The following is a 19,952-nucleotide window of genomic DNA, read 5'->3' on the forward strand; positions in this document are numbered from 1 at the left end:
CCCGGGCGGCGGCGGCCCGACCGCCCAGGGATTCAACGCCGCACGCGGTAGCGGAGGTTGACGACCTTCGAGGGGAAGGTGCGGGTCTCGACGAGGTCCAGATCCACTCGGTGCCCGTCCCGAGGGAAGAACGGGGTGCCGCCGCCGACCAGCACCGGGTGGACCCTGGCGCGGTACTCGTCGATCAGGCCCGACTCGGCCGCCTGCACGGCGAGCGTCGGGCCGCCGATCGCGATCTCGCCCGGCCCCGGCTCGGCCCGCCACCGCCTGATCTCCTCGGCCAAGCCCCCGGTGGCCAGGCGGGCGTTGCCCCGGACCGACGACAAGGTGGTCGAGAAGACCACCTTGGGGAGCGCATTCCAGAGCGCGGCCCACTCCCGCCTCGGGGCGTCGAGCGACGGATCCCGACCGGCGGTCTCCCAGTACAGCATCGTCTCGTACAGCCGCCGTCCGAGCAGGTAGACGGCGACCCCGCGAATCTCGTCGGTGACGAAGCGGAACAGCTCATCGTCGGGCGCCGTCCAGCCGAACTCGCCGTCCGGCCCGGCGACATAGCCGTCGAGCGAGACGCCCATCGAGCAGATCACGCTGCGCATCGGAAGCCCTCCTCGGTGCCGCCTCCCACCGTACGACCCGCCCGACCGCCGGACCGGGAGGCTCGTGGCGGTCCCCGGAGGGGTTCTCAGTCGGCCGTCAGTTCCTCCAGGTCGGCGAGGAGTTCGGAGGCGGTGACGGCGTCCAGGTCCGCGAACCGCTCGCGGTACTCGCGGCTCGCCCGGTAGTCGTAGGCCCGGGTGTCCACGAACACCACGCGGAAGGTCTGCTCGGCGAACTCGGCCACCGCGCCCACGTAGATGCCCGGGTCGAGGTCGAGCACCAGGTGCCGGCCGTCCGGCAGCGGCTTGTGGAACCAGCGCTCCACCCCCGCGTCCTCGGGCGTGCCGCGCTGCCAGCCGCGCTTGGTCAGGCCCAGCAGCCGGCCCACCGGAACCTTCGCCCCCTCGAAGCGGTGCAGCCGGTGCCCGGCCGCCTCCTCCGCCGTCAACGCGACCACCGGACGGGCCAGCTGACGGAACGGCTGGCGGAGCTCGTGGCGGGCGAACAGCTCGGTCCAGGCGGCCAGGTCGGCACCGAGGTGCAGCGGGTGGGCGAGCCGGACCGCGGCGTCCTCGGGCAGCGTGAACGCCGCGTCGTGGACGTCGGTGAAGGTGCGGTCCTCGGTGACGCGGAAAGCGGTTTCCGCAGTCGTCCAGACCAGTCGTCGGACCAGGTGCCGGAGCAGCGGGTGGTCGACCAGCAGGGTGCGGAACTCGGCCGCCGTCCAGGTCCGCCCGGCGAGCATCGCGGCCTCCAGGCGGTTCAGCCGGTCGGCCGCCAGCGTCCGGACGTCCTTCTTCAGCGCGGCGAAGCGCTTGCGCTCGACCGGCGCGAGCTGCGGGTCGTCGGCGGCGCCGGGCGCGGGCAGATCCGTGCGGCGCTTGCCGGCCGCGTCCAGCACGAACGGACGCAGCTGCTCGTCGAACCCGACCGTGAACGTCCGCGCCCCGTAGTCGACGACCGTCGTGCCGTCGGCGTCCAGCCCCAGGTCCGGCACCAGCCGGTCGCCGAGCTGATCGGCCGTCAGACCGCGCGCCTCGGCGATCTCGGCGACCTTCTCCTGCGCCCGCAACTTCAGCGCCTTGAACTTCACCCGCTGCGCGACGCCGTGCAACTGCAGCAGCGCGACGTCGCTGCCGATCGCCGCCAGCACGTCCAGGCCCTCCACCGCCCGGTGGTGCGCACCCGCGCCCGGCCACTCGCGCAGCACCGGCGCCAGTCGGCGCGCCGTCCCGTCGTCGCCCCACTCGCCCAGCACGTACAGCGCCCAACTGTCCGCCGCCGGCATGCCCGCCTGCCGCCACTCCTCGAACAGCGTCCAGGCGAACGCGGCCGCCGATTCCGGCCGGAGCAGCTCCGCCACCAGCGGCAGCCCCGGATACGGGTCGCGCAGCTTCGACAGCGTCATCATGGTCACCACCTGGCGCACCGCCGACCGCGGCAGCGCCTCGCCCGAGCGCAGCACCAGCTGCGGCAGCGCACCGAGCAGCAGCCAGTCCGGGAACTCCGGCATCCGCGCGGGCAGCGCGTTGACCAGCGGGTCCGCGCTCAGCGCCTCCGCGACCACGGCCGCCACCGCCTCGCCGTAACGCTCCTGCACCGCCGCGAGCAGCGCGTCCGCGCCCTGCTCCGCCGCGACCAGCCGCAGCGCGCTCTCCGCGGCCGACCGCGCCCGGCCCGCCCGGCCGACCGCGTTCGGCACCAGCAGCAGCGCACCCGCCAGGCCGTGCCGGACGAACCACGAACGGGCCGTCGCCCGGTGCGACTTGAGCCGGACCAGGGCATCCGCCATCACCGCCGCCACGGTGGCGTCACGGAACGGCAGCAGCAGCGGCACCACGTGGCCCGGCTGGGCAGCCGCCCCGTCGCGCAGCAGCGGCAGCGCGGCCAGACCGAACCTGGCCACCACCGGGCGCAGCGACTCCGCCGCGTTCCAGTACTCGCCGGGCCGCCAGCCCGCCAGGTACTGGCCCACGATCTCCTCGGGGCCGTGCGCCAGCAGCTCCGCGCCGTACCAGAGGCCGCCGGCCTCCGTCAGACGGCTCCTCGCCTCGGCGGCCCAGTCGAAGCCCGGACCGAAGGACGACCACGGGGCCGACCTGCCCTCCTGCCACTGCTCCGACTCGCCGTCCTTCCACAGCAGTTGGGCGGTGTCGTCGGCGGTGATCCCGGCCAGCACCTTCGGCTTGCGGACGGGACGCGGACGGGACCACGGCGGCGAGGTCAGCAGCTCCGGCAGCGTGCTCGTGCCGGCCTCCGGCAGCTGCTGCTGCGTGACGTCCAGCGCGGCGACGAACTCGGCGGTGTCGGCGTCGAGTCGGGCGAGGACGGCGGGCAACTGCGGCCGGAGCGCGCCGACCTGACTGACCAGCAGCTGCCGTGCGCTCGCCGCCTCCGGGCCGGTGTGCTGCCGGACGAACTCCGCCAACAGCCGTACCGCACGCACCGGGTAGCGACGCATCGCGTGCAGCAGACCGGGCCGGACGTGCCGGACGGCGATCCGGTCGAGCAGCAGCCGGAACGCCTCGTCGCCGGGGAACTCGGCGATCTGGAGTGCGAGTTGACGGACCTTGTCGTGGTCGTACTGGGTGTCCAGGGCGCGCTCGAACAGCGGCACGCACGCGGCGCCCACCGCATCGGCCAGCGTGGGCAGTTGGCTCGGTGGCCAGTCCATCCAGGAGCGGAGCGGGTGCTGCGCGATCCACGCGACCTGCTCCGCCGTGCCGATCGAGTGCACCAGCTGCGCGTACGAAACCTCACTGACCTTCCCGAACGTCGGCAGCTCGGCCAGACACTCGTCCACCCAGCCCGGCGCCTCCGGGGCCAGGAAGGCGGTCGCCGCCCGGCGATCCCGCCGGGTCCGGATCGCCGTCAACTCGGCCAGCACGGAGCGGTATTCGGGCTCGTCGGCGAGCGCCAGCGCCTGCCGCACCCCCTGCGCCAGCACGAATCCGAACTCCGCCCCGCGCAGCTCCCGGCGGCCCGACCCCTCCGAGATCAGCCCGATCCGGTGGTGGTTCGGCCGGGCGCAACCCGAGTCGAACTCGAAGGACGCCACCGCGGCGCGGGCCGCGAAACCCAGCCCGAACCGGGCGATCCAGGAGTCCAGGACCTGCTGGATCCCGCCCTTCTGCCAGGTTTCGCGCAGCATCGCCGCGACCGCCGCCGCCCCGATCGGGTCGGGCATCCCGCGCAGGTACGCGCGGGCGGCCCGCACCAGGTACCGCTCGGAGTTGGGGTCGTCGAGCACCCGCTCGATCCAGGTCTCGTTCTTGGCGATCCGCAGCGACTCCAACTCCTCGGCCGCCGCCGCGTCCACCAGCGGCCGGGCCGGCCCCGCGGGCACCCCGCCACCGCGGCGCGGCACCACCAGCGGGTACCAGGACTCGGGCAGCACGAAGGCGTCCTCGTCCGGTAGTTCGGCGAACTCGGCGTCCTGGACGGTGCCTTCGGGCGCGTCTTCGGGCGTGCGTTCGGGCGCGTCCTCGCGGGTGCCTTCGAAGGGCTGCGCGGGCTCACCAACGGTCGGCGAGCCCAGGCGGGCCTGGGCGCCTGCTGCCGTGGCAGTGACCGGGGCTGCCGTTGGAGCGGCGGCAACTCCCGTCTCCCGGTAGCCCTTGCGCTCCTTCTCGGCGATCTGCTTCGCCAGGTGCGCCTCGGCGGCGGCCGGGTCCGCGAGTTCCTTGACCTGGACGCGTCCCGCGGTGCCGATCCGGCCGTAGCGGACCTGCACGGACGCGCCGTTGGCCCCCGCCTCCCAGAACTTCGCCGAACCGTCCCCGACCAGTTCCCAGCGCCGCACTGTTCCTCCAGACAACCGATGGCTTACGGGCGGCCGCCACGGTCGGCCGGCCACCCGGGGGAACCCTAACGAGCGGCCCCGACACCACCGGCCCCGGAACGGGACCGTCCCGCGATCAGGCGCCGCGCTCGGAGGAGTGCGCGCTCAGCGTCTGGGTGGCGATCACCGCGGCCTGCACCCGGCGCTCGACGCCGAGCTTGGCCAGCAGTCGGGAGATGTGGTTCTTGACGGTCTTCTCGGCGAGGAACACCCGCTCGCCGATCTGCCGGTTGGTCAGGCCCTCGCCGATCAGGGCGAGGATCTCCCGCTCCCGCTCGGTCAGGTTGGGGAAGTCGGGGGCGGGCGCGGGGGCCTCGCCGCGCAGGCGGGCCATCAGCCGGGTCGCCGCGCCCGGGTCGAGCATGGACTGACCGGAGGCGACGGTGCGGATCGCGGTGACCAGGTCGGTGCCGCTGATCTGCTTGAGCACGTAGCCGGCCGCGCCCGCCATGATCGAGTCGAGCAGCGCCTCCTCGTCGTCGAACGAGGTGAGCATCAGGCAGGCGAGTTGCGGCATCCGTGAACGCAACTCCCGGCACACCGAGACGCCGTCGCCGTCGGGCAGCCGCATGTCGAGCACCGCGACGTCCGGACGCAGCGCCGGCACCCGGGCCAGCGCCTGTTCGACGGTGCCGGCCTCGCCGACCACGTCCAGGTCCGGCTCGGAGTCCAGCAGGTCGTGCACCCCGCGGCGGACCACCTCGTGGTCGTCCAGCAGGAACACCCTGATCGGTGCCGAACCCTCGGACATGGCAGCAACTCTCCTCGCGCAAATCGCGGACGTCCGGACCGGCGTCCGGACGCAGACACCCTGCAGTCTGCCAAACGCTACCCGCAGGCCGACAGGGCCCTCCGCCTCCGACCGTCCCCGGACCGGGGCCGGTCGGCCCTTGACAGCCATCGTCCGGACGTGCTCGAACGACTGCGGCTTCGTCCGGCAGGTCGACGGGAGGAGCCGTCGGGCCCGCACCGCTTCGTGCCCGACCGGCCGGGCAAACAGCAGCCCAACGCCACCCCAACGGGACGTCAAGCCGCCGGGACCGCTGCCGACCTGCGCAGATGGGGGACGTTACGATCCAGCCTGCCCTGGACGGTGGCGGAGGTGACCTACATTGACGTGGGAGTCCGCCCGGTGGGCCGGAGCATCCGGCGGCCCGGGGCTCCCGACCTCGCGACAGGAGCAAGACAGTGGTCGATTCCGCCCCCGCGGACGCCGGCTCGGCGCGACAGCGCCTGCGGGCCTGGCTGCTGGAGGGCCTGTCGGACATGGCCAAGCAGCACCCCGGCCCGCACGCCCAGGCCACCGACCAGCAGCACGGGCAGCGCTGGTGGCGGGTGATGTGCCTGACCGGCCTGGACTACTTCTCCACCCTCGGCTACCAGCCCGGCATCGCGGCGCTCGCCGCCGGCCTGCTCTCCCCGATCGCCACCATCGTGCTGGTCGCCGTCACCCTGCTCGGCGCACTGCCCGTCTACCGGCGGGTCGCCCAGGAGAGCCCGCACGGCGAAGGCTCCATCGCGATGCTGGAACGGCTGCTGTCGTTCTGGAAGGGCAAGCTGTTCGTCCTGGCGCTGCTCGGCTTCGCCGCCACCGACTTCCTGATCACCATCACGCTGTCCGCCGCCGACGCCACCGCCCACCTGGTGGAGAACCCGCACCTGACCAAGGCGCTCAGCGGCCACCAGGTGCTGATCACGCTCCTGCTGGTCGCCCTGCTCGGCGCGGTCTTCCTGAAGGGCTTCAGCGAGGCGATCGGCGTCGCGGTCGTCCTGGTCGCGGTCTACCTGACGCTGAACGTGGTGGTGGTGGCGGTCGGCCTGTGGCACGTCGTCACCGCATCGTCGGTGATCACCGACTGGGCGCACGCGCTCAGCATGGAACACGGCAACCCGATCGCGATGATCGGCGTCGCCCTGGTGGTCTTCCCCAAGCTCGCGCTCGGCCTGTCCGGCTTCGAGACCGGCGTCGCCGTGATGCCGCACATCGAGGGCGACCCCGACGACACCGAGGACCGGCCCACCGGACGCATCCGCGGCGCCCGCAAGCTGCTCACCACCGCAGCCGTGATCATGAGCTGCTTCCTGATCACCACCAGCTTCATCACCACGCTGCTGATCCCCGCCGACGACTTCAAGGCCGGCGGCCCCGCGAACGGCCGCGCCCTCGCCTACCTGGCCCACCACTACCTGGGCAACGCCTTCGGCTCGGTCTACGACCTGTCCACCATCGCCATCCTGTGGTTCGCCGGCGCGTCCGCGATGGCGGGCCTGCTCAACCTGATGCCCCGCTACCTGCCGCGCTACGGCATGGCCCCGCACTGGGCCCGCGCGGTGCGCCCGATGGTGCTGGTGCTCACTGCGATCGCCTTCCTGGTCACCTGGCTGTTCGACGCCAACGTCGACAAGCAGGGCGGCGCGTACGCCACCGGCGTGCTGGTGCTGATCACCTCCGCGGCGATCGCCGTCACCATCGCCGCCCGGGCCGCCCGGCAGCACCGGTGGACCATCGGCTTCGCGATCATCGCCGCGGTGTTCGTCTACACCACCGTCATCAACATCGCCGAACGCCCCGACGGCGTGAAGATCGGCGCCTGCTTCATCGCCGGCATCGTGCTGGTCTCGCTCGCCTCCCGGCTCGCCCGCGCCTTCGAACTGCGGGTCACCGACGTGCAGTTGGACGAGGTCGCGGAACGCTTCGTGCGGGACACCGCGCACCGCACGATCCGTTTCATCGCCACCAAGCCCGCCACCCGCGACCTCGCCGAGTACCGCGACAAGGTGCACCAGATCCGCGCCGACAACGACATCCCGGTCGAGGACGACCTGGTGTTCGTCGAGGTCACGGTGCTCGACCCGTCCGACTTCGAGGCCGAACTGAAGGTCCGCGGCGAGGTGCTGCACGACCGCTACCGGGTACTGACGCTCGAACACTCCAGCGTGCCGAACGCGCTCGCCGCGATACTGCTGCACGTCCGCGACACCACCGGCCAGCTCCCGCACATCTACTTCGAGTGGACCGAGGGCAGCCCGTTCGCCCAGTTCCTGCGGTTCTTCCTGTTCGGCCAGGGCGAGGTCGCCCCCGTCACCCGCGAGGTGCTGCGCGAGGCCGAACCCGACCGGGCGCGGCGGCCGCGGGTGCACGTCGGCTAGGACCTGTTCGGGCGTCCGTTCAGGGGCAATCGAAGTGGGAAAACGCTTTCCGGGTGTGCCTCGGAAAGCGTTTTCCGTTTCCGTGCGGGGAGTCGCTCAGGACTGCGGGACGTCCTCCCGGGTCCACGCACCCACGCCGAGGCGGCCGGTGGTGCCGAGGTCCAGCTCCGGGGTCACCGTCACCGGTGCCGCGTCGGGCGTCGCCCGCACCCGCAGGTACGGGGCGTTCACCGGGTCCGAGGCGACGTTGTCGTTGGTGTTGCGCCACACCACCGCGGACCGCGCCCCCTCGCCGGTCCTCAGCACGATCCGCTGCGGCGGCGTGTCCGCCCCGGTGCCCGTGGCGATCGCCGCGCCGCCCTTCAACACCTGCAGCGAGTCCACCGCCCGGTGCTTCTCGTCCAGCGCCTGCACCTGCGGGTAGCCGTCCACCGTCACCGGCGACGTCCCGCAGTTCACCAGGTGCAGGCCCACCACCCGCAGTCCCATCGCCGCGTCGCCCTGGTCCGCGTACAGCCGCACCCCGGACGCCGGACAGGGCCCGCCCTTCGACGGCGCCTCGGCCGTCGGCACGCTGCGCACCCGGGAGATCTTCACGCTCGGGACGATCGGCGGCCGGGACCCGTCCGCGCGCTTCGGGGCGCCCACCTCGATCCGGCCGCGGACGGTCGCGCCGGGCGGCACCGCCGTCACGGTGCCGGTCGGGCTGGTGTCCAGCCGCTGGTCGACACCCGTCCACCCGAACAGCACCGAGAAGTCCGCGGCCTCGCTCCCCGCGTTGGTCACCTCGAACTCGGCGCAGGCGTCGTTCACCGAGACGATCCGCACCTCGTCCCGGACCCACCCCTCCAGCGGGCGCTCCAGCGGCACCCCGCACGGCCCCGCACTCGCCGACGGCCCGGCCGCCCCGCCGCCGGCGGTCGTCACCGACCCGCACCCCGCGAGCAGTGCGGCGGCGACGACGGTGAGAGCGGTGACGGTGACGGCGGGGCGCACGGCGGAAGCAGACATCCGACGAGTCGATCACGCCGCGGGCCGGCCGGTCCGTGACCCGGCTCACAGTGCGGGCAACAGCCCTGCAACGGTCGTCGGTTCACGACCGTCGGCGCTCGCAAGCGGTTCGCGGTCGTCGGTTCACGACCGTCGGTTCACGGTCGTCGGCTCGCGAAAGCGGCTCACGGTCGGCGGCTCACGGCCGACGGGCGAAGAGCAGTGCCCCCGGCACCTCCGCGTCGGGGTCGGTCAGCAGGTGGGCCTCCACCGTGAACCCGGCGTCGCGCAGCCAGGCCGCCACCCGGTCGGGTCGGCGGCGGTGGACGTGGACCCTCATCGGGTGGCCGCCGTAGCCCTGCGTCTTCAGCCGGGACCCGGTGCCGACGTGGAAGCCCACCAGCAGCGGCCCGCCGGGACGCAGCACCCGCCGGAACCGGTCGAAGACCGCGGGTACCGCGTCGTCGGGCAGGTGGATCAGCGACCAGAACGCGAGCAGCCCGGCGACCGACCCGTCGGCAAGGTCGAGGTCCGTCATCGAGCCCACCTCGAACCGCAGGTCGGGACGGTCACGGCGGGCCACGTCGATCATCGCGGGCGACAGATCGATGCCGAACGCGTCGAGGCCCAGCCCGTGCAGGTGAGCGGTGACGTGTCCGGGACCGCAGCCCACGTCCGCCACCGGCCCGCCCCCGTCGGCGTGCACCAGCTCGGCGAACAGGGCCAGCGCCGCCCGGAGGTACGGCGCTCCGGCCAGCACCCCGCGCATGCGGTCGGCGTAGTCGGCCGCGACGGTGTCGTAGGAGTCCCGGATGTCCGTCAGCCAGTCGTCCGTGGTCATGCCCGCCACCGTAGCCCAGGGCTCAACTCCGTTTCCCCGCCGCCGGATTGCAGTCGTTCGGCGGCGGGGCGCCACGGCGGGCATCGAAGCAGGTCACATCGGCAGCGAGTGCAGCCGGACCGGGCCTTCGGGCCAACCGGCCTCGGGTGTCAGCGACTTCCACATCGCGCCGATCGGGACGGCGGCCGGGCCGTCGGGCTGATCGGCCGTCACGGGGGTGGGCAGGGGCAGCCAGCCGAGGTGGGCGTAGAGCGGCGCGCGGTCCGGCAGGCAGAACAGCAGGGCCCGGTCGAGGCCGTCGGCGCGGGCGGCGTCCAGCGCGCCGGTGACGGCGAGCCGGGCCAGGCCGTGGCCGCGCATGGCCGCATCGACGATGACGCCGCCGATGCCCGCGACGTCGAAGCGCTGCCCGCCGACCTCCACCGGCGCCACCACGAACCCGGCGTGCGCGACCACCCGACCCTCGTGCCACACCCCGAAGTGCCGGTCCTTGGGACGCCACGTCACGTTCAGCGACCCGGTCTCGAACGGGTCGGCCGCACCGCCGCCCAGCGCCCGGACCTCCGGCCAGCCCCAGTCGGCGAGTTCGGCCGTCGTGAACTCCGGTGTGTCACCCATGATGTGCTCCATTCGTTTCCGGTCGCGGGCTACGAGCAGTCGCATCCGCCGCAGTCGCACCCACTGCAACAGCCGTCGTCGCAGGAGCAGCACTGGCAGCACTCCGGGTCGCAGCCGTTGCAGCAGTCACAACAGTCGCAGCAGGAGTCGCAGTTGCGCTGACAGAACCCCTTCTGGCGCTCCCGGGAGAACGGATTGTCGTGCTCGCAGCACAGCAGCTGGCACGTGCAGGCCATCGTCAACCAGACCGCGCAGCCCACGATCGTGTCCCGGCGCGGCTTCTGCGGGCCGGACGGCGGCAGGTCCGGATCGGCGGGCGCGTCGGGGTCCGTACCGGGCGGCGCGGTGCTCGCGCAGATGTGCCCGGCGCGGCCGAAGACCCGGTCCACCGCCTCGCCGGTCTCGTGCGCCAGCAGACGGTGCACCAGCGCCCGGTCGGTGAACTCGACCTCCGCCAGGGCGAGTTTGATGCCGTGCACGGCGTCCCGGCAGAGCCGCCGCGCCTCCTCCTGCGAGGTGCCCGACACGGACAGCGGATTCCACAGGCCCTGCGCCTCGTCCTGCTGCCGGTCCTCGGCCGCGTCCAGCAGGTGCGCCAACCGCCCGAACAGGCGGCCGGCCTCGGCGAGCGCCGCGGCGTTGCCCGGACGGCCCGCCAGCACCGCCGTGTGGGCGAACGCCGCTGCCGTCGCCTCCTCGGTCGGCGCGGTCGCCAGCAGCAGCGGACCGCCCGCCGTCACCAGCCGCTCGGCCTCCTCCTGGCGTCCGGCCGCCGCCAGCAGCACCCCGGTGTCGAACCCGACCGCTGCCGCGCTGCCCGTGCTCTGCCGCTCCCACCGCCGGGTTATTCGCCGCGCCCCCGCCGCGACCGGCCGGCGCGCGAACACCCCGTCCCCGTCCAGCACGTGGTCCCGGACCTTCACCGAGGCCAGCGCCAGCGAGACCGCCGCCGCCAGCCGCGCCCCCTCGCCGCGCGCCACCGGCGCCGTCCGCATCCCGCGCAGCGGGCACGGGCCCGCGGTGCGGCGGTCGGCGGCGCGCGGCGACTGCGCCTCCACCAGCACCGAGATCACCAGGCCGTCGTAGTTGGTCGCCGTCCGCGCCAACTGCCCGTGATCGTCCCGCAGCGCCAGGCACAACCCGCACAGGTGCGCCAGCCACGAAGCGTGCAGCCGCTCCGACAGTCGGTGCCGACACGGCCTGATGATCCCGAACAATGCCCCCGCCCCCCTCTACGGCCGGCCATCCCGACCGGCCGCCATCCTAGTGACGCGTTCCCACCTGCCGAGGTTCCGGCCCCGGGCCGGTCACGGTGCCGGCCGGTCACGGTGCGGGCCGGTCACGGTGCGGGCCGGTCACGGTGCGGGCCGGTCACGGTGCGGGCCGGTCACGGTGCCGGCCGGTCACGGTGCGGGGTGATGACGGCGCGGGTCGGTGACGGCGAGCGTCAGGCGGCCGGCGTCGCGGCCAGCCGCAGGATCTCCGCGGCGACGTCCTCCGGGTGCGCGGCGACGGTCGCCGCAGCGAGGCCGTCGAGGGCGGGGTGGGCGCCGACCCGGACGGCGTGGCGGGCGTGCTGGAGCAGGGTGCGGTCGTTGATGTCGTTGCCGAAGGCGTTGTAGTGGTCGATGCCCAGGGAGACGAGGGCCTCCCGCTTGTCGGTGGTGCCGGGCGCGAAGTCGACGATCGCCTCGTCGACGTGGTGGTTGACGGACATGCCGAGGGCGCGGCAGGACTCGGCGAGGGCGTGCAGGTCGGTCGCGGAGACCGCCAGGAGCTTCACCACGGCGGGGAGTTCGGCGACCTCGACGCGGCGGGCCACCCGGTTCTGGTCGATCCGGTCGAGGATCGGGTGCTCGGCGGGGCCGGTGTACGCGTAGTCCCACGGGCCGTCGGCGAGGTAGCCGGCCTTGAACCGTTCGAGCTCGGCCAGCAGCTCGGCGAGTCTCCCGGTCGAGAACGCGGCGCGCATCCGGACCCGCCCGCCGACCGAGACCAGACTCCCGTTGCCGCCGATCAGCGTCGCGGACGGGAACGCGCCCTCCAGCACGGGGAGCAGGTCGCGGATCGGTCGGGCGGAGGCGAAGACCAGCTCGTGGCCGGCCCGCTCACAGGCGTCGAGGGCGGCGAGGATGCGGGGGTCGATCGACCTGCCGTCGAAGCAGAGGGTGCCGTCGATGTCGAAGACCGTGGTACGGGCGGGCGAAATGATCATCGTTGGAGCGTAACGAGTCCGACGTCCGGCCCGACCTCCACCCCCGTGACCTGCCGCGCAGCCGGGCGGCAGCGCGCCTGCTCAGGCAGCAGGCCCGTCCATGCAGCAGGCCCGTTCACGCGGCGGGCCCGTTCGCGCGGCGGGCCCGTTCACGCGGCGGGCCCGCCGTCCGGTCCGCCGGTGAAGAGGACGCCGTCGGGGGAGGCGAGCTGCCACGGGTGGACGGGGCCGTCGGGGGCCGGATCGGGGGCCACGGCGAGCGTGTGCCCGGTGTCGAAGACGAGGTGCAGGCCCCCGGCGGGGGTGACGGTTGCCCGGGTGACCGTGGCGTCCGTCAGTGTGCCGAGCGCGCCGGACGGGGTGACGCCGAGCGCGGGGTAGAAGTGGTCGACCTTCGCGCCGCGCAGCAGCCGGAAGTCGTTGCGCACCGTCAGCAGCAGCCCGCCGTCCAGGCGCAGCACCAGCCGGTCGCCGCCGCCCAGCGACCGCACCGCGCACCCGTCCAGGCCCAGGCCCGGCTCCGTCGATCGTTCCATCCGTACCTCCCTGCCGCTGATCCTTCCCGGGTCGGGGGCCCGGCTACCCGTGCGACCCGCCCGGGTGGGTGACCGAGGCGACCGACGGCGAACCGGACTCGGGCACGCCGTCCAGCAGTTCGGCCGGACCGGCGTCGGGCGGCAGGTCGCGGACGGCCAGGCACGCGGCCATCCGCCGCCCGGCGGGCCCGTGCAGCAGGCGCCGTGCCTCCTCGGGGGTGAACAGTCCCCACTCGGCGAGCTCGTCCTCCTGGAGGCGGATCGTCGACAGCAGCTCGGACGTCACCGTCCCACCGTCGAACACCAGGACGGTGCGCGGGAGTTGGTCGTCGAGGCCGGGCACCCAGTCGATCGCCAGCAACCGGCCCGGCTCGCGCCGCCAGCCCAGTTCCTCCAGGGTCTCCCGCCGGGCGGCCTCCCGGGGCAGCTCGCGGTCCGCCTCGATCGAGCCGCCGGGCAGCACCCACGCGGACTCGCCGTTCCACGGCGTCAACCGCACCAGCAGCACCCGGCCGCGCTCGTCCGTGAACAGCATCCGCGCCTTCCCCCGGATCCGCGGCCGGCTCGCGTAGTACGTCTCGCGGTCCATCGGCGGCGGCGGAGCGGGCCGGTCGCCGCCGGGCGGCAGCAGCGACGCGATCCCGGCGGGGCCGGTGTACGGGGGCGCGGGCCACGGCCGCAGGTTCCGGGCGGTGTGACCGGCCGGCAGGCCGTCCGCGAGCTCCAGCGGCGCGGCCGAACGCGGCGCCAGCGCGCACGAGCCGACCCGCCGGGAGAGCAGCGGCGGCAGCGCCGACAGCAGCTGGTCGGGCGTCAGGTACACCAGCGCGTCCAACTCCTCGGCCTCCAGCCGGATCGCCGCCCGCTGCGCCTCGGTGAGCGGGTCGGCCCAGTACAGGAACGCCGCGATGGGCGGCCGGTGGTGGTCCCGGGACCAGTCCAGGCAGGCGAGTTCGCGCAGCACCGGGGTGATGCCGAGCTCCTCCTGGATCTCCCGGACGGCGGTGTACCGGGGCGACGGATCGGACGCGTCCCAGCCGCCGCCCGGCACCTCGATCGGGTGCTTCGTCCGGTACGACACCCGGGCCACCATCACCCGCCCCTGCTCGTCCGGGAACAGCACCCCCGCCGCCGCCAGCAGTTCACGCCCCGCCATCGTCAACCCCCTCGCCCGGTCCGCTTCGCCGTTCCCAGCATGCCGCAGCACCGGGCGCGCGAACCGTCATGACGACGAGCCCGTGACAACCCTTCGGGTCGGTCACAGGCTCGCCACTCCGGGCCCGCGCGGGGGCCCGGTGTGCTGCCGCGCGTATCGGGCGGCAGCGGTCCGGGTCGGGCGCTCGCGCCGCGCGGGCGCGGGGAGCGCCGTCCGGGTCAGGCGTTCGCGCCGGTCTCCTGGAGCTGCGCGTACGGCGCGAGCTTCCGGATCGACTCGATGCTCTTCAGGCACTGCTCGCGGGACTCCTCCGGGTCTCCGGTCACCACGATCGCGCCGTTGGCCGCCTTCAGGCGGAAGCGGTGGTTGCCCATGTCGTCCACGTACAGCTCGAACTTGCCAGCCATGCCAGTGCGTACCTCTCGCTCGGGAAGCCCCCCGCAACGGCACCGTACGGACTGCCCGGGAGCGTCGCGCGTCGGATCGGCCATCGGATGCAGCCCCGGGCGGGACGACGGTCGGGGCCTCAGATCGGGGGCTCAGGCCGGGGGCTCGCGGACCACCTCGGCCGCCGGGCGGTCGGTGCGGACACCCTGGTAGCGGGGTGCCCGGAGGCGGCCGTCGCGGGTCCACTCGGTGAAGCCGACCTGCACCACCAGCTCCGGCCGCACCCAGTGCGACGTGCGCTGCGGAACGTCCTCGGTAGGGTCGAACGGGCTGACGGGGGAGGCGAGTTGGAGCATGGCGCCGTGCAGGGCGTGCAGCGTACGGGTGTCGAATCCGGTGCCGACCTTTCCCGCGTAGCGCAGCCGGCCGTGCTCGTGATAGCCGATCAGCAGAGCGCCGAACGCCTCCCGACTGCCCGCCGGATCGGTCCAGCCGCCGACCACGAACTCCTGCCCCCGCTCGCACTTGAGCTTCAGCCAGTCGCCGGACCGGGCCGCCAGGTACCGCCCGGCGGCGCGCTTGGCGATCAGTCCCTCCCAGCCGTGCGCGCACGCCTCGGCGAGCGGGACGGGGACGCCCGGCTCGGCGACGGTGAACTCGGACAGCCGCAGCGGTGCGTCGAACTCCACCGCCTCGGCGAGGAGTTGCTTGCGATCGAGGAGCGGAAGGCCGGTGGTGTCGTGCCCCTGCAGGGCCAGCAGGTCGAACAGCACGTAGTCGACGGCGATGCCGCTGGCCGGCGCCCGGACCGGATCGTGCAGCCCCATCCGCTGCTGGAGCCGGGCGAAACTGGTCCGGCCGCCCTCGAAGGCGACGATCTCGCCGTCCACCGCGAACCTGGGCACCGGCTGTGCGGCGAGGGCCGCCACCAGCTCCGGGTAAGCGCTTTCCAGTTGCTGCCCGGTCCGCGACCGCAGAGTCACCCGGTCCCCGTCCCGCACCGCCAGCGCCCGAATCCCGTCCCACTTCCGCTCCAACACCCACCCCTCGTCGAACACCCGACGGCTGCTCGACACCGCCAACATCACTCCACCATCGCTCACCCCGCCACCCGTTCCACCCACCGCCCCACCCGAACCCGCTTGGCGGCCCTGTCCGCTCTGCCGGCGCACCGTCAGCTGCCGCCGTTCGCGGCCAGTGAATACGCAAAGCGATGACCGAGAAGAGGACGTTTCTCTGACCCACTGCCAGCTGTGCCGGTTTCGCACCGACCGGAACATGGAGGGGGCGGCGGACGACGGAGGATGGTCGTTCGCCCGTCCACCGGTTGCGGTCATGCTCTAATCGCCGGATGACGAGGATCGAACCAGAGCTGATACGACGTTGGCTGAACGGCTGGACCGTAGCCCGCTCGCTGCCTGAGGCCGAGCCGGCCGAGTCTGCTGGGGACGGCCTGCGGTCCAAGTGCGACCAACCCGGCCGTGAGGTCGAGGTGTTCGCGCTGCGTGCGGATGAGGACCCCGAATCCTTGGAACGGCTGGCGGCATCCGTCGCCGCCGCGCAGCAGATCACCTGGCTCACGGTGCCCACGCTGCGCCCACGCGCCGTCGAAGCCGTCGTCAGCGCTGCCGGACTGGAGTTGCTCCACCGGTCCGAGTGGTTCATGACGACCGATCTGACCGAGCACCCGCAGCACGCACCCGCCGCGCCGTACGAGAGCGAGGTCCGCACGGAGGGAGCAGTCACGGTCGTCTCCGTCCACGGCCCCTCCGGAGAGATCGCAGCGCGCGGCACCATCGCCGTGATCGGCCCCGACGCGATCGCCGATCGCATCGAGACAGACCCGGCGCACCGCCGACGCGGCCTGGGCCGCGCCATGATGAGCACTCTGGCGGCGGCCGCCGTGGCCCGCGGCGCCCGTACCGGTCTTCTCATCGCCAGTGCGGAGGGCCAGCGCCTCTACTCCTCCCTGGGCTGGCACCACGAAGCCGACGTCCTGATCGCCCGGCGGCCGGCGGTTCCCTCCAACAGGTAGGACTCACTCACGCGGCCTGTCCGCAACCACGCACGGCGTACTCGTGCGGATTGGCCTCCAATCACGGCCCCCTGTCAGAGGGTGTTCGATACCGATTTAGGCTGCTGCGAGCGGTTTCGGGCGGAGGTATTGCCCGGTTCTGTCCGAGCTGGCGGTCAGCCGGTTGGCCATGGAGTTCACCATGGCCCATTGGATCATCGAGCGTGACCGGTCCGGCAGTTCCTCGTAGTCGCGATGGAGCCGCCGGTACCGGGACATGATCCCGAAGGTCTGCTCAACGCGCCAGCGGATCCGGTCCTGAGTAGTAGCGGTACAGCGGTTAGCGCTAAGGCCCCGGCCCAGGTCAGTGGCGGTAAGTTCTTGATCGCGGTTCGGTAAACCGCCCTCGTGGCGTGTAGTTGCGTGCGTACGGTCGGTGGTCGTGCCCGTTGAGTTCTTGACTGATGATCAGGCTGCGTCCTACGGCACCTTCAAGGAGGTGCCGACCCGCCCTGAGCCGGAGCGATTCTTCTTCCTCGATGACGAGGACCGCCTGCTGATCTCGAAACGGCGGGGTGACCACAACCGTCTGGGCTTCGCCCTGCAGATCTGCACGGTCCGGTACGTGGGGGTGTTCCTGCCGGACCCGCTGGACGTGCCGTGGGCGGTGGTGGACTACCTGGCCGAGCAGCTGGGCACCGAGGACGCCTCGTGCGTGAAGCGGTACACCGAGCGGCAGATGACGCCGTACGAGCACGCCTGGGAGATCCGGGACGCCTACGGCTACCACGAGTACGAGAACCCTGCGTGGGGCCGGGAGTTCCGGACCTTCCTGCACGGCCGAGCCTGGACGCACGCCGAGGGACCGGTGGCACTGTTCAACCACGCGGTGGCGTGGCTGCGGCGCAACCGGGTGCTGCTGCCGGGTGTGAGCGTGCTGGCCCGGCAGGTCTCGGAGGCCCGGGCGGTGGCGGAGAAGCGGCTGTTCACCACGGTCTCCAGGGCCGCTCACCGGGCCGATCCGGCGCTGGCGGCGGAGCTGGTGCGACTGCTGGAGGTGCCGGACGGCGCACGGATCTCGGAGCTGGAGCGGCTTCGCCGGCCGCCGACCCGTACGACGGGCACCGCGATGGCGCGGGCGCTGGACCGGGTGAACGAGATCTCCGCGTTCCAGCTCGGGCGGGTGAACCTGACGCGGGTGCCGGTGAACCGGCTCTCCACGCTGGCCCGCTACGGCCTCGCCTCGAAGGCCCAGACGCTGGAGCGGACCGTGGAGCCGAAGCGGACCGCGCTGCTGACCGCGGTGGTGCGAAGCCTGGAGGCCGCGGCGATCGACGACGCGCTGGACCTGTTCGCCCTGCTGATGGCGACCCGGCTGATCGGCCCGTCCAAGCGGGCCTCGGACCGGGAGCGGCTGGTGATGCTGCCTCACCTGGAGAAGGCGTCGCGGACCCTGGCCAAGGCCGCTCGGGTGCTGGTCGGGCAGCTGGAGCTGACCGAGGAGGCCGGCGCCGACCTGGACGTGGCCGCGCTGTGGCGGGCGGTGGAGGAGGTCGCCTCCCGCGCGGCGGTGAACAACGCGGTGCGGGTGGTCGAGCAGCTGGTCCCCGAGGACGACGGGTCGGCGGAGATCGCGCTGCGCCAGCAGCTGACCGGCCGCTACAACACAGTGCGGCCGTTCCTGGCGCTGCTGGGCGAGAGCGACGCGCTGGGCGCCGCGCAGGGCGGGCGGCGGGTGCTGAAGGCGGTGCGCCGGCTGCCGGTGCTGGCCCGGCGCAAGGTCGCCCAGCGCCCGCTGCTGCCCAAGGAGATCGACGCCGAGCTGGTGCCGCCCGCGTGGAGGAAGGCGGTGTACTCCAACACCGCACTGCCCGAGGGCGCGGTGGACCGCGACGCCTACGTGGTGTGCGTGCTGGAGCAGCTGCACCGCGCGCTGACCCGCCGCGACGTCTTCGCCTCGCCGTCGAACCGCTGGTCGGACCCGCGGGCCCGGCTGCTGGACGGCGCCCGGTGGGAGGCGGTGCGCGACGAGGTGCTGGCCGGCCTGAGCCTGCAGCAGGGCGTGGACGAGCACCTGGAGAGCCTGACCCGGGGCCTGGACGCGGCCTGGCGCCAGATGGCGGCCCGGCTGGAGGAGGCGGGGCCGGCGGCGAAGGTGGAGATCGTGGTGCCGCCGGACGGCGGCCGGGCCCGGTTGAGCGTGGACAAGCTCGGCGCGCTCGGCGAGAGCGAGTCGCTGCGGTGGCTGCGCAGGACCACGCTGGCGATGCTGCCGCGCATCGACCTGCCGGACCTGCTGTTCGAGGTGCACTCCTGGACCGGGTTCCTGGACGCCTTCACCCACGTGTCCACCAGAGCGACCCGGATGGAGGGCCTGCCGGTCAGCCTGGTGGCGCTGCTGGTCTCCGAGAGCTGCAACATCGGGCTGACCCCGGTGACCAACCCGGCCTACCCGGAGCTGACCCGCGACCGGCTCTCCCACGTCGACCAGAACTACCTGCGCACCGACACGATCGCGGCGGCGAACGCGGCGCTGATCGCCGCCCAGGCCAGGGTGCCGCTCGCGCAGTCCTGGGGCGGGGGCCTGCTCGCCTCGGTCGACGGGCTGCGGTTCGTGGTGCCCAAGCGCAGCATCAACTCGGCGCCCTCACCCAAGTACTTCGGCCAGAAGAGGGGTCTGACCTGGCTAAACGCACTCAATGACCAGGTCTCGGGGATCGGCGCGATGCTGGTGCCCGGCACCCCGCGCCACTCGCTGTTCATCCTGGACACCCTGCTGAACCTGGACGGCGGCGTGCGCCCGGAGATGGTGGCGACCGACCACGCCTCGTACTCCGACATGGTGTTCGGGATCTTCAAGATGCTCGGCTTCCGCTTCGCGCCGCGCTTCCGCGACCTGGCCGACCAGCGGTTCTGGCGCGCCGACATCCCCGGCGACCAGTCGCAGCCCGGCTACGGGCCGCTGGAGGCCATCGCCCGCAACAAGGTCAACCTCAAGAAGATCCGCGAGCAGTGGCCCGACATGCTGCGGGTGGCCGGATCGCTGATCACCAACCAGGTCCGCGCCTACGACCTGCTGCGGATGTTCGGCCGCGAGGGCCACCCCACCCCGCTGGGCCAGGGCTTCGCCGAGTACGGCCGGATCGAGAAGACCTTCCACCTCTTCGACCTGGTCGACCCGGTGGACGACACCTACCGCTGGCGGATGAACCGCCAGCTCACCGTCCAGGAGTCCCGCCACACCCTCGCGAGGGCGATCTGCCACGGCAAGCGCGGACACATCCACCAGGCGTACCGCGACGGTCAGGAAGACCAGCTCGCCAGCCTCGGCCTCGTGCTGAACGCCGTGGTGCTGTGGAACACCCGCTACCTGGACGCCGCAGTCACCGAGCTCCAGCGGGCCGGCCACACATCGCCGAGGAGGACCTGGCCCGCCTGTCCCCGCTCAAGGCCGGCCACTTGAACGTCCTGGGCCGGTACGCCTTCACCGCCTCCCAGCCCGAGAACGGCCTGCGCCCGCTGCGCGATCCGGACGCGGTGGACGACGAGGAACAGGCAGGGGAGTAGCCCCAACGGGGCGCACCGCGAAGAACTGGCACGCCGGGGT

General features: G+C 73.1%; 14 protein-coding genes and 2 pseudogenes. 3 read left to right on the forward strand and 13 right to left on the reverse strand.

Going from position 1 to position 19,952, the window contains the following annotated elements; translation table 11 throughout:
• Positions 1–32 precede the first annotated feature (32 nt).
• The 3 genes from ACI1MP_RS33085 to ACI1MP_RS33095 all read right to left on the reverse strand — a co-directional run bounded on the left by ACI1MP_RS33085 (position 33) and on the right by ACI1MP_RS33095 (position 5,189).
• Complete coding sequence (locus ACI1MP_RS33085; RefSeq protein WP_380337139.1) at positions 33–596, reverse strand: dihydrofolate reductase family protein; 564 nt, start codon at positions 594–596, stop codon at positions 33–35.
• An 86-nt stretch (positions 597–682) separates the two neighbouring features.
• A complete protein-coding gene (locus tag ACI1MP_RS33090; protein WP_404870271.1) occupies positions 683–4,399 on the reverse strand; it encodes a DUF4132 domain-containing protein in 3,717 nt (1,238 codons plus the stop codon).
• A 115-nt stretch (positions 4,400–4,514) separates the two neighbouring features.
• The gene (locus ACI1MP_RS33095) at positions 4,515–5,189 is read right to left on the reverse strand and encodes a response regulator transcription factor (protein ID WP_043907951.1); all 675 of its coding nucleotides are present in this window, start codon (positions 5,187–5,189) and stop codon (positions 4,515–4,517) included.
• Positions 5,190–5,704: 515 nt separating this feature from the next.
• Here ACI1MP_RS33095 and ACI1MP_RS33100 point away from each other — a divergent pair.
• Positions 5,705–7,588 carry an amino acid transporter gene (locus ACI1MP_RS33100; protein ID WP_404870866.1) on the forward strand — a complete coding sequence of 628 codons (1,884 nt, stop codon included), beginning with the start codon at positions 5,705–5,707 and terminating at the stop codon, positions 7,586–7,588.
• A gap of 96 nt (positions 7,589–7,684) precedes the next feature.
• On the opposite strand, the gene ACI1MP_RS33105 is transcribed toward ACI1MP_RS33100, so the two are convergent.
• The 9 genes from ACI1MP_RS33105 to ligD all read right to left on the reverse strand — a co-directional run bounded on the left by ACI1MP_RS33105 (position 7,685) and on the right by ligD (position 15,416).
• Positions 7,685–8,599, reverse strand: a complete 915-nt coding sequence (locus tag ACI1MP_RS33105) for a DUF4232 domain-containing protein (protein ID WP_404870272.1) — start codon at positions 8,597–8,599, stop codon at positions 7,685–7,687.
• Positions 8,600–8,777: 178 nt separating this feature from the next.
• Positions 8,778–9,419: a class I SAM-dependent DNA methyltransferase gene (locus ACI1MP_RS33110; RefSeq protein ID WP_404870273.1), complete on the reverse strand. Its 642-nt coding sequence runs from the start codon at positions 9,417–9,419 to the stop codon at positions 8,778–8,780.
• 93 nt (positions 9,420–9,512) lie between these two features.
• A complete protein-coding gene (locus tag ACI1MP_RS33115; RefSeq protein ID WP_387995098.1) occupies positions 9,513–10,037 on the reverse strand; it encodes a GNAT family N-acetyltransferase in 525 nt (174 codons plus the stop codon).
• A 29-nt stretch (positions 10,038–10,066) separates the two neighbouring features.
• Positions 10,067–11,254: a DUF5685 family protein gene (locus tag ACI1MP_RS33120; RefSeq protein ID WP_404870274.1), complete on the reverse strand. Its 1,188-nt coding sequence runs from the start codon at positions 11,252–11,254 to the stop codon at positions 10,067–10,069.
• Between the two features lie 230 nt (positions 11,255–11,484).
• The gene (locus tag ACI1MP_RS33125) at positions 11,485–12,252 is read right to left on the reverse strand and encodes an HAD family hydrolase (protein ID WP_189271662.1); all 768 of its coding nucleotides are present in this window, start codon (positions 12,250–12,252) and stop codon (positions 11,485–11,487) included.
• Between the two features lie 149 nt (positions 12,253–12,401).
• Positions 12,402–12,788: a DUF6188 family protein gene (locus ACI1MP_RS33130; protein WP_404870275.1), complete on the reverse strand. Its 387-nt coding sequence runs from the start codon at positions 12,786–12,788 to the stop codon at positions 12,402–12,404.
• A gap of 43 nt (positions 12,789–12,831) precedes the next feature.
• Positions 12,832–13,944 carry an NUDIX hydrolase gene (locus ACI1MP_RS33135; protein WP_404870276.1) on the reverse strand — a complete coding sequence of 371 codons (1,113 nt, stop codon included), beginning with the start codon at positions 13,942–13,944 and terminating at the stop codon, positions 12,832–12,834.
• 218 nt (positions 13,945–14,162) lie between these two features.
• Positions 14,163–14,351 (reverse strand): DUF1508 domain-containing protein, encoded by a 189-nt coding sequence (locus ACI1MP_RS33140; RefSeq protein WP_043907943.1) that lies wholly within the window; start codon positions 14,349–14,351, stop codon positions 14,163–14,165.
• A 132-nt stretch (positions 14,352–14,483) separates the two neighbouring features.
• A complete protein-coding gene (gene ligD, locus ACI1MP_RS33145; protein WP_404870867.1) occupies positions 14,484–15,416 on the reverse strand; it encodes a non-homologous end-joining DNA ligase in 933 nt (310 codons plus the stop codon).
• 266 nt (positions 15,417–15,682) lie between these two features.
• Here ligD and ACI1MP_RS33150 point away from each other — a divergent pair, with 266 nt between their 5' ends.
• Positions 15,683–16,366 carry a GNAT family N-acetyltransferase gene (locus tag ACI1MP_RS33150; protein ID WP_404870277.1) on the forward strand — a complete coding sequence of 228 codons (684 nt, stop codon included), beginning with the start codon at positions 15,683–15,685 and terminating at the stop codon, positions 16,364–16,366.
• Positions 16,367–16,462: 96 nt separating this feature from the next.
• Here the strand turns inward: ACI1MP_RS33150 and ACI1MP_RS33155 are convergent.
• Positions 16,463–16,771 (reverse strand): annotated as a pseudogene (locus ACI1MP_RS33155) (transposase); the annotation flags it as partial.
• A gap of 16 nt (positions 16,772–16,787) precedes the next feature.
• Here ACI1MP_RS33155 and ACI1MP_RS33160 point away from each other — a divergent pair.
• Positions 16,788–19,912, forward strand: a pseudogene (locus ACI1MP_RS33160) (Tn3 family transposase).
• Positions 19,913–19,952: the final 40 nt, after the last annotated feature.

Origin of the sequence: Kitasatospora griseola, assembly GCF_044999035.1 — a bacterium.
GTDB classification, from domain to species: Bacteria; Actinomycetota; Actinomycetes; order Streptomycetales; family Streptomycetaceae; genus Kitasatospora; species Kitasatospora griseola.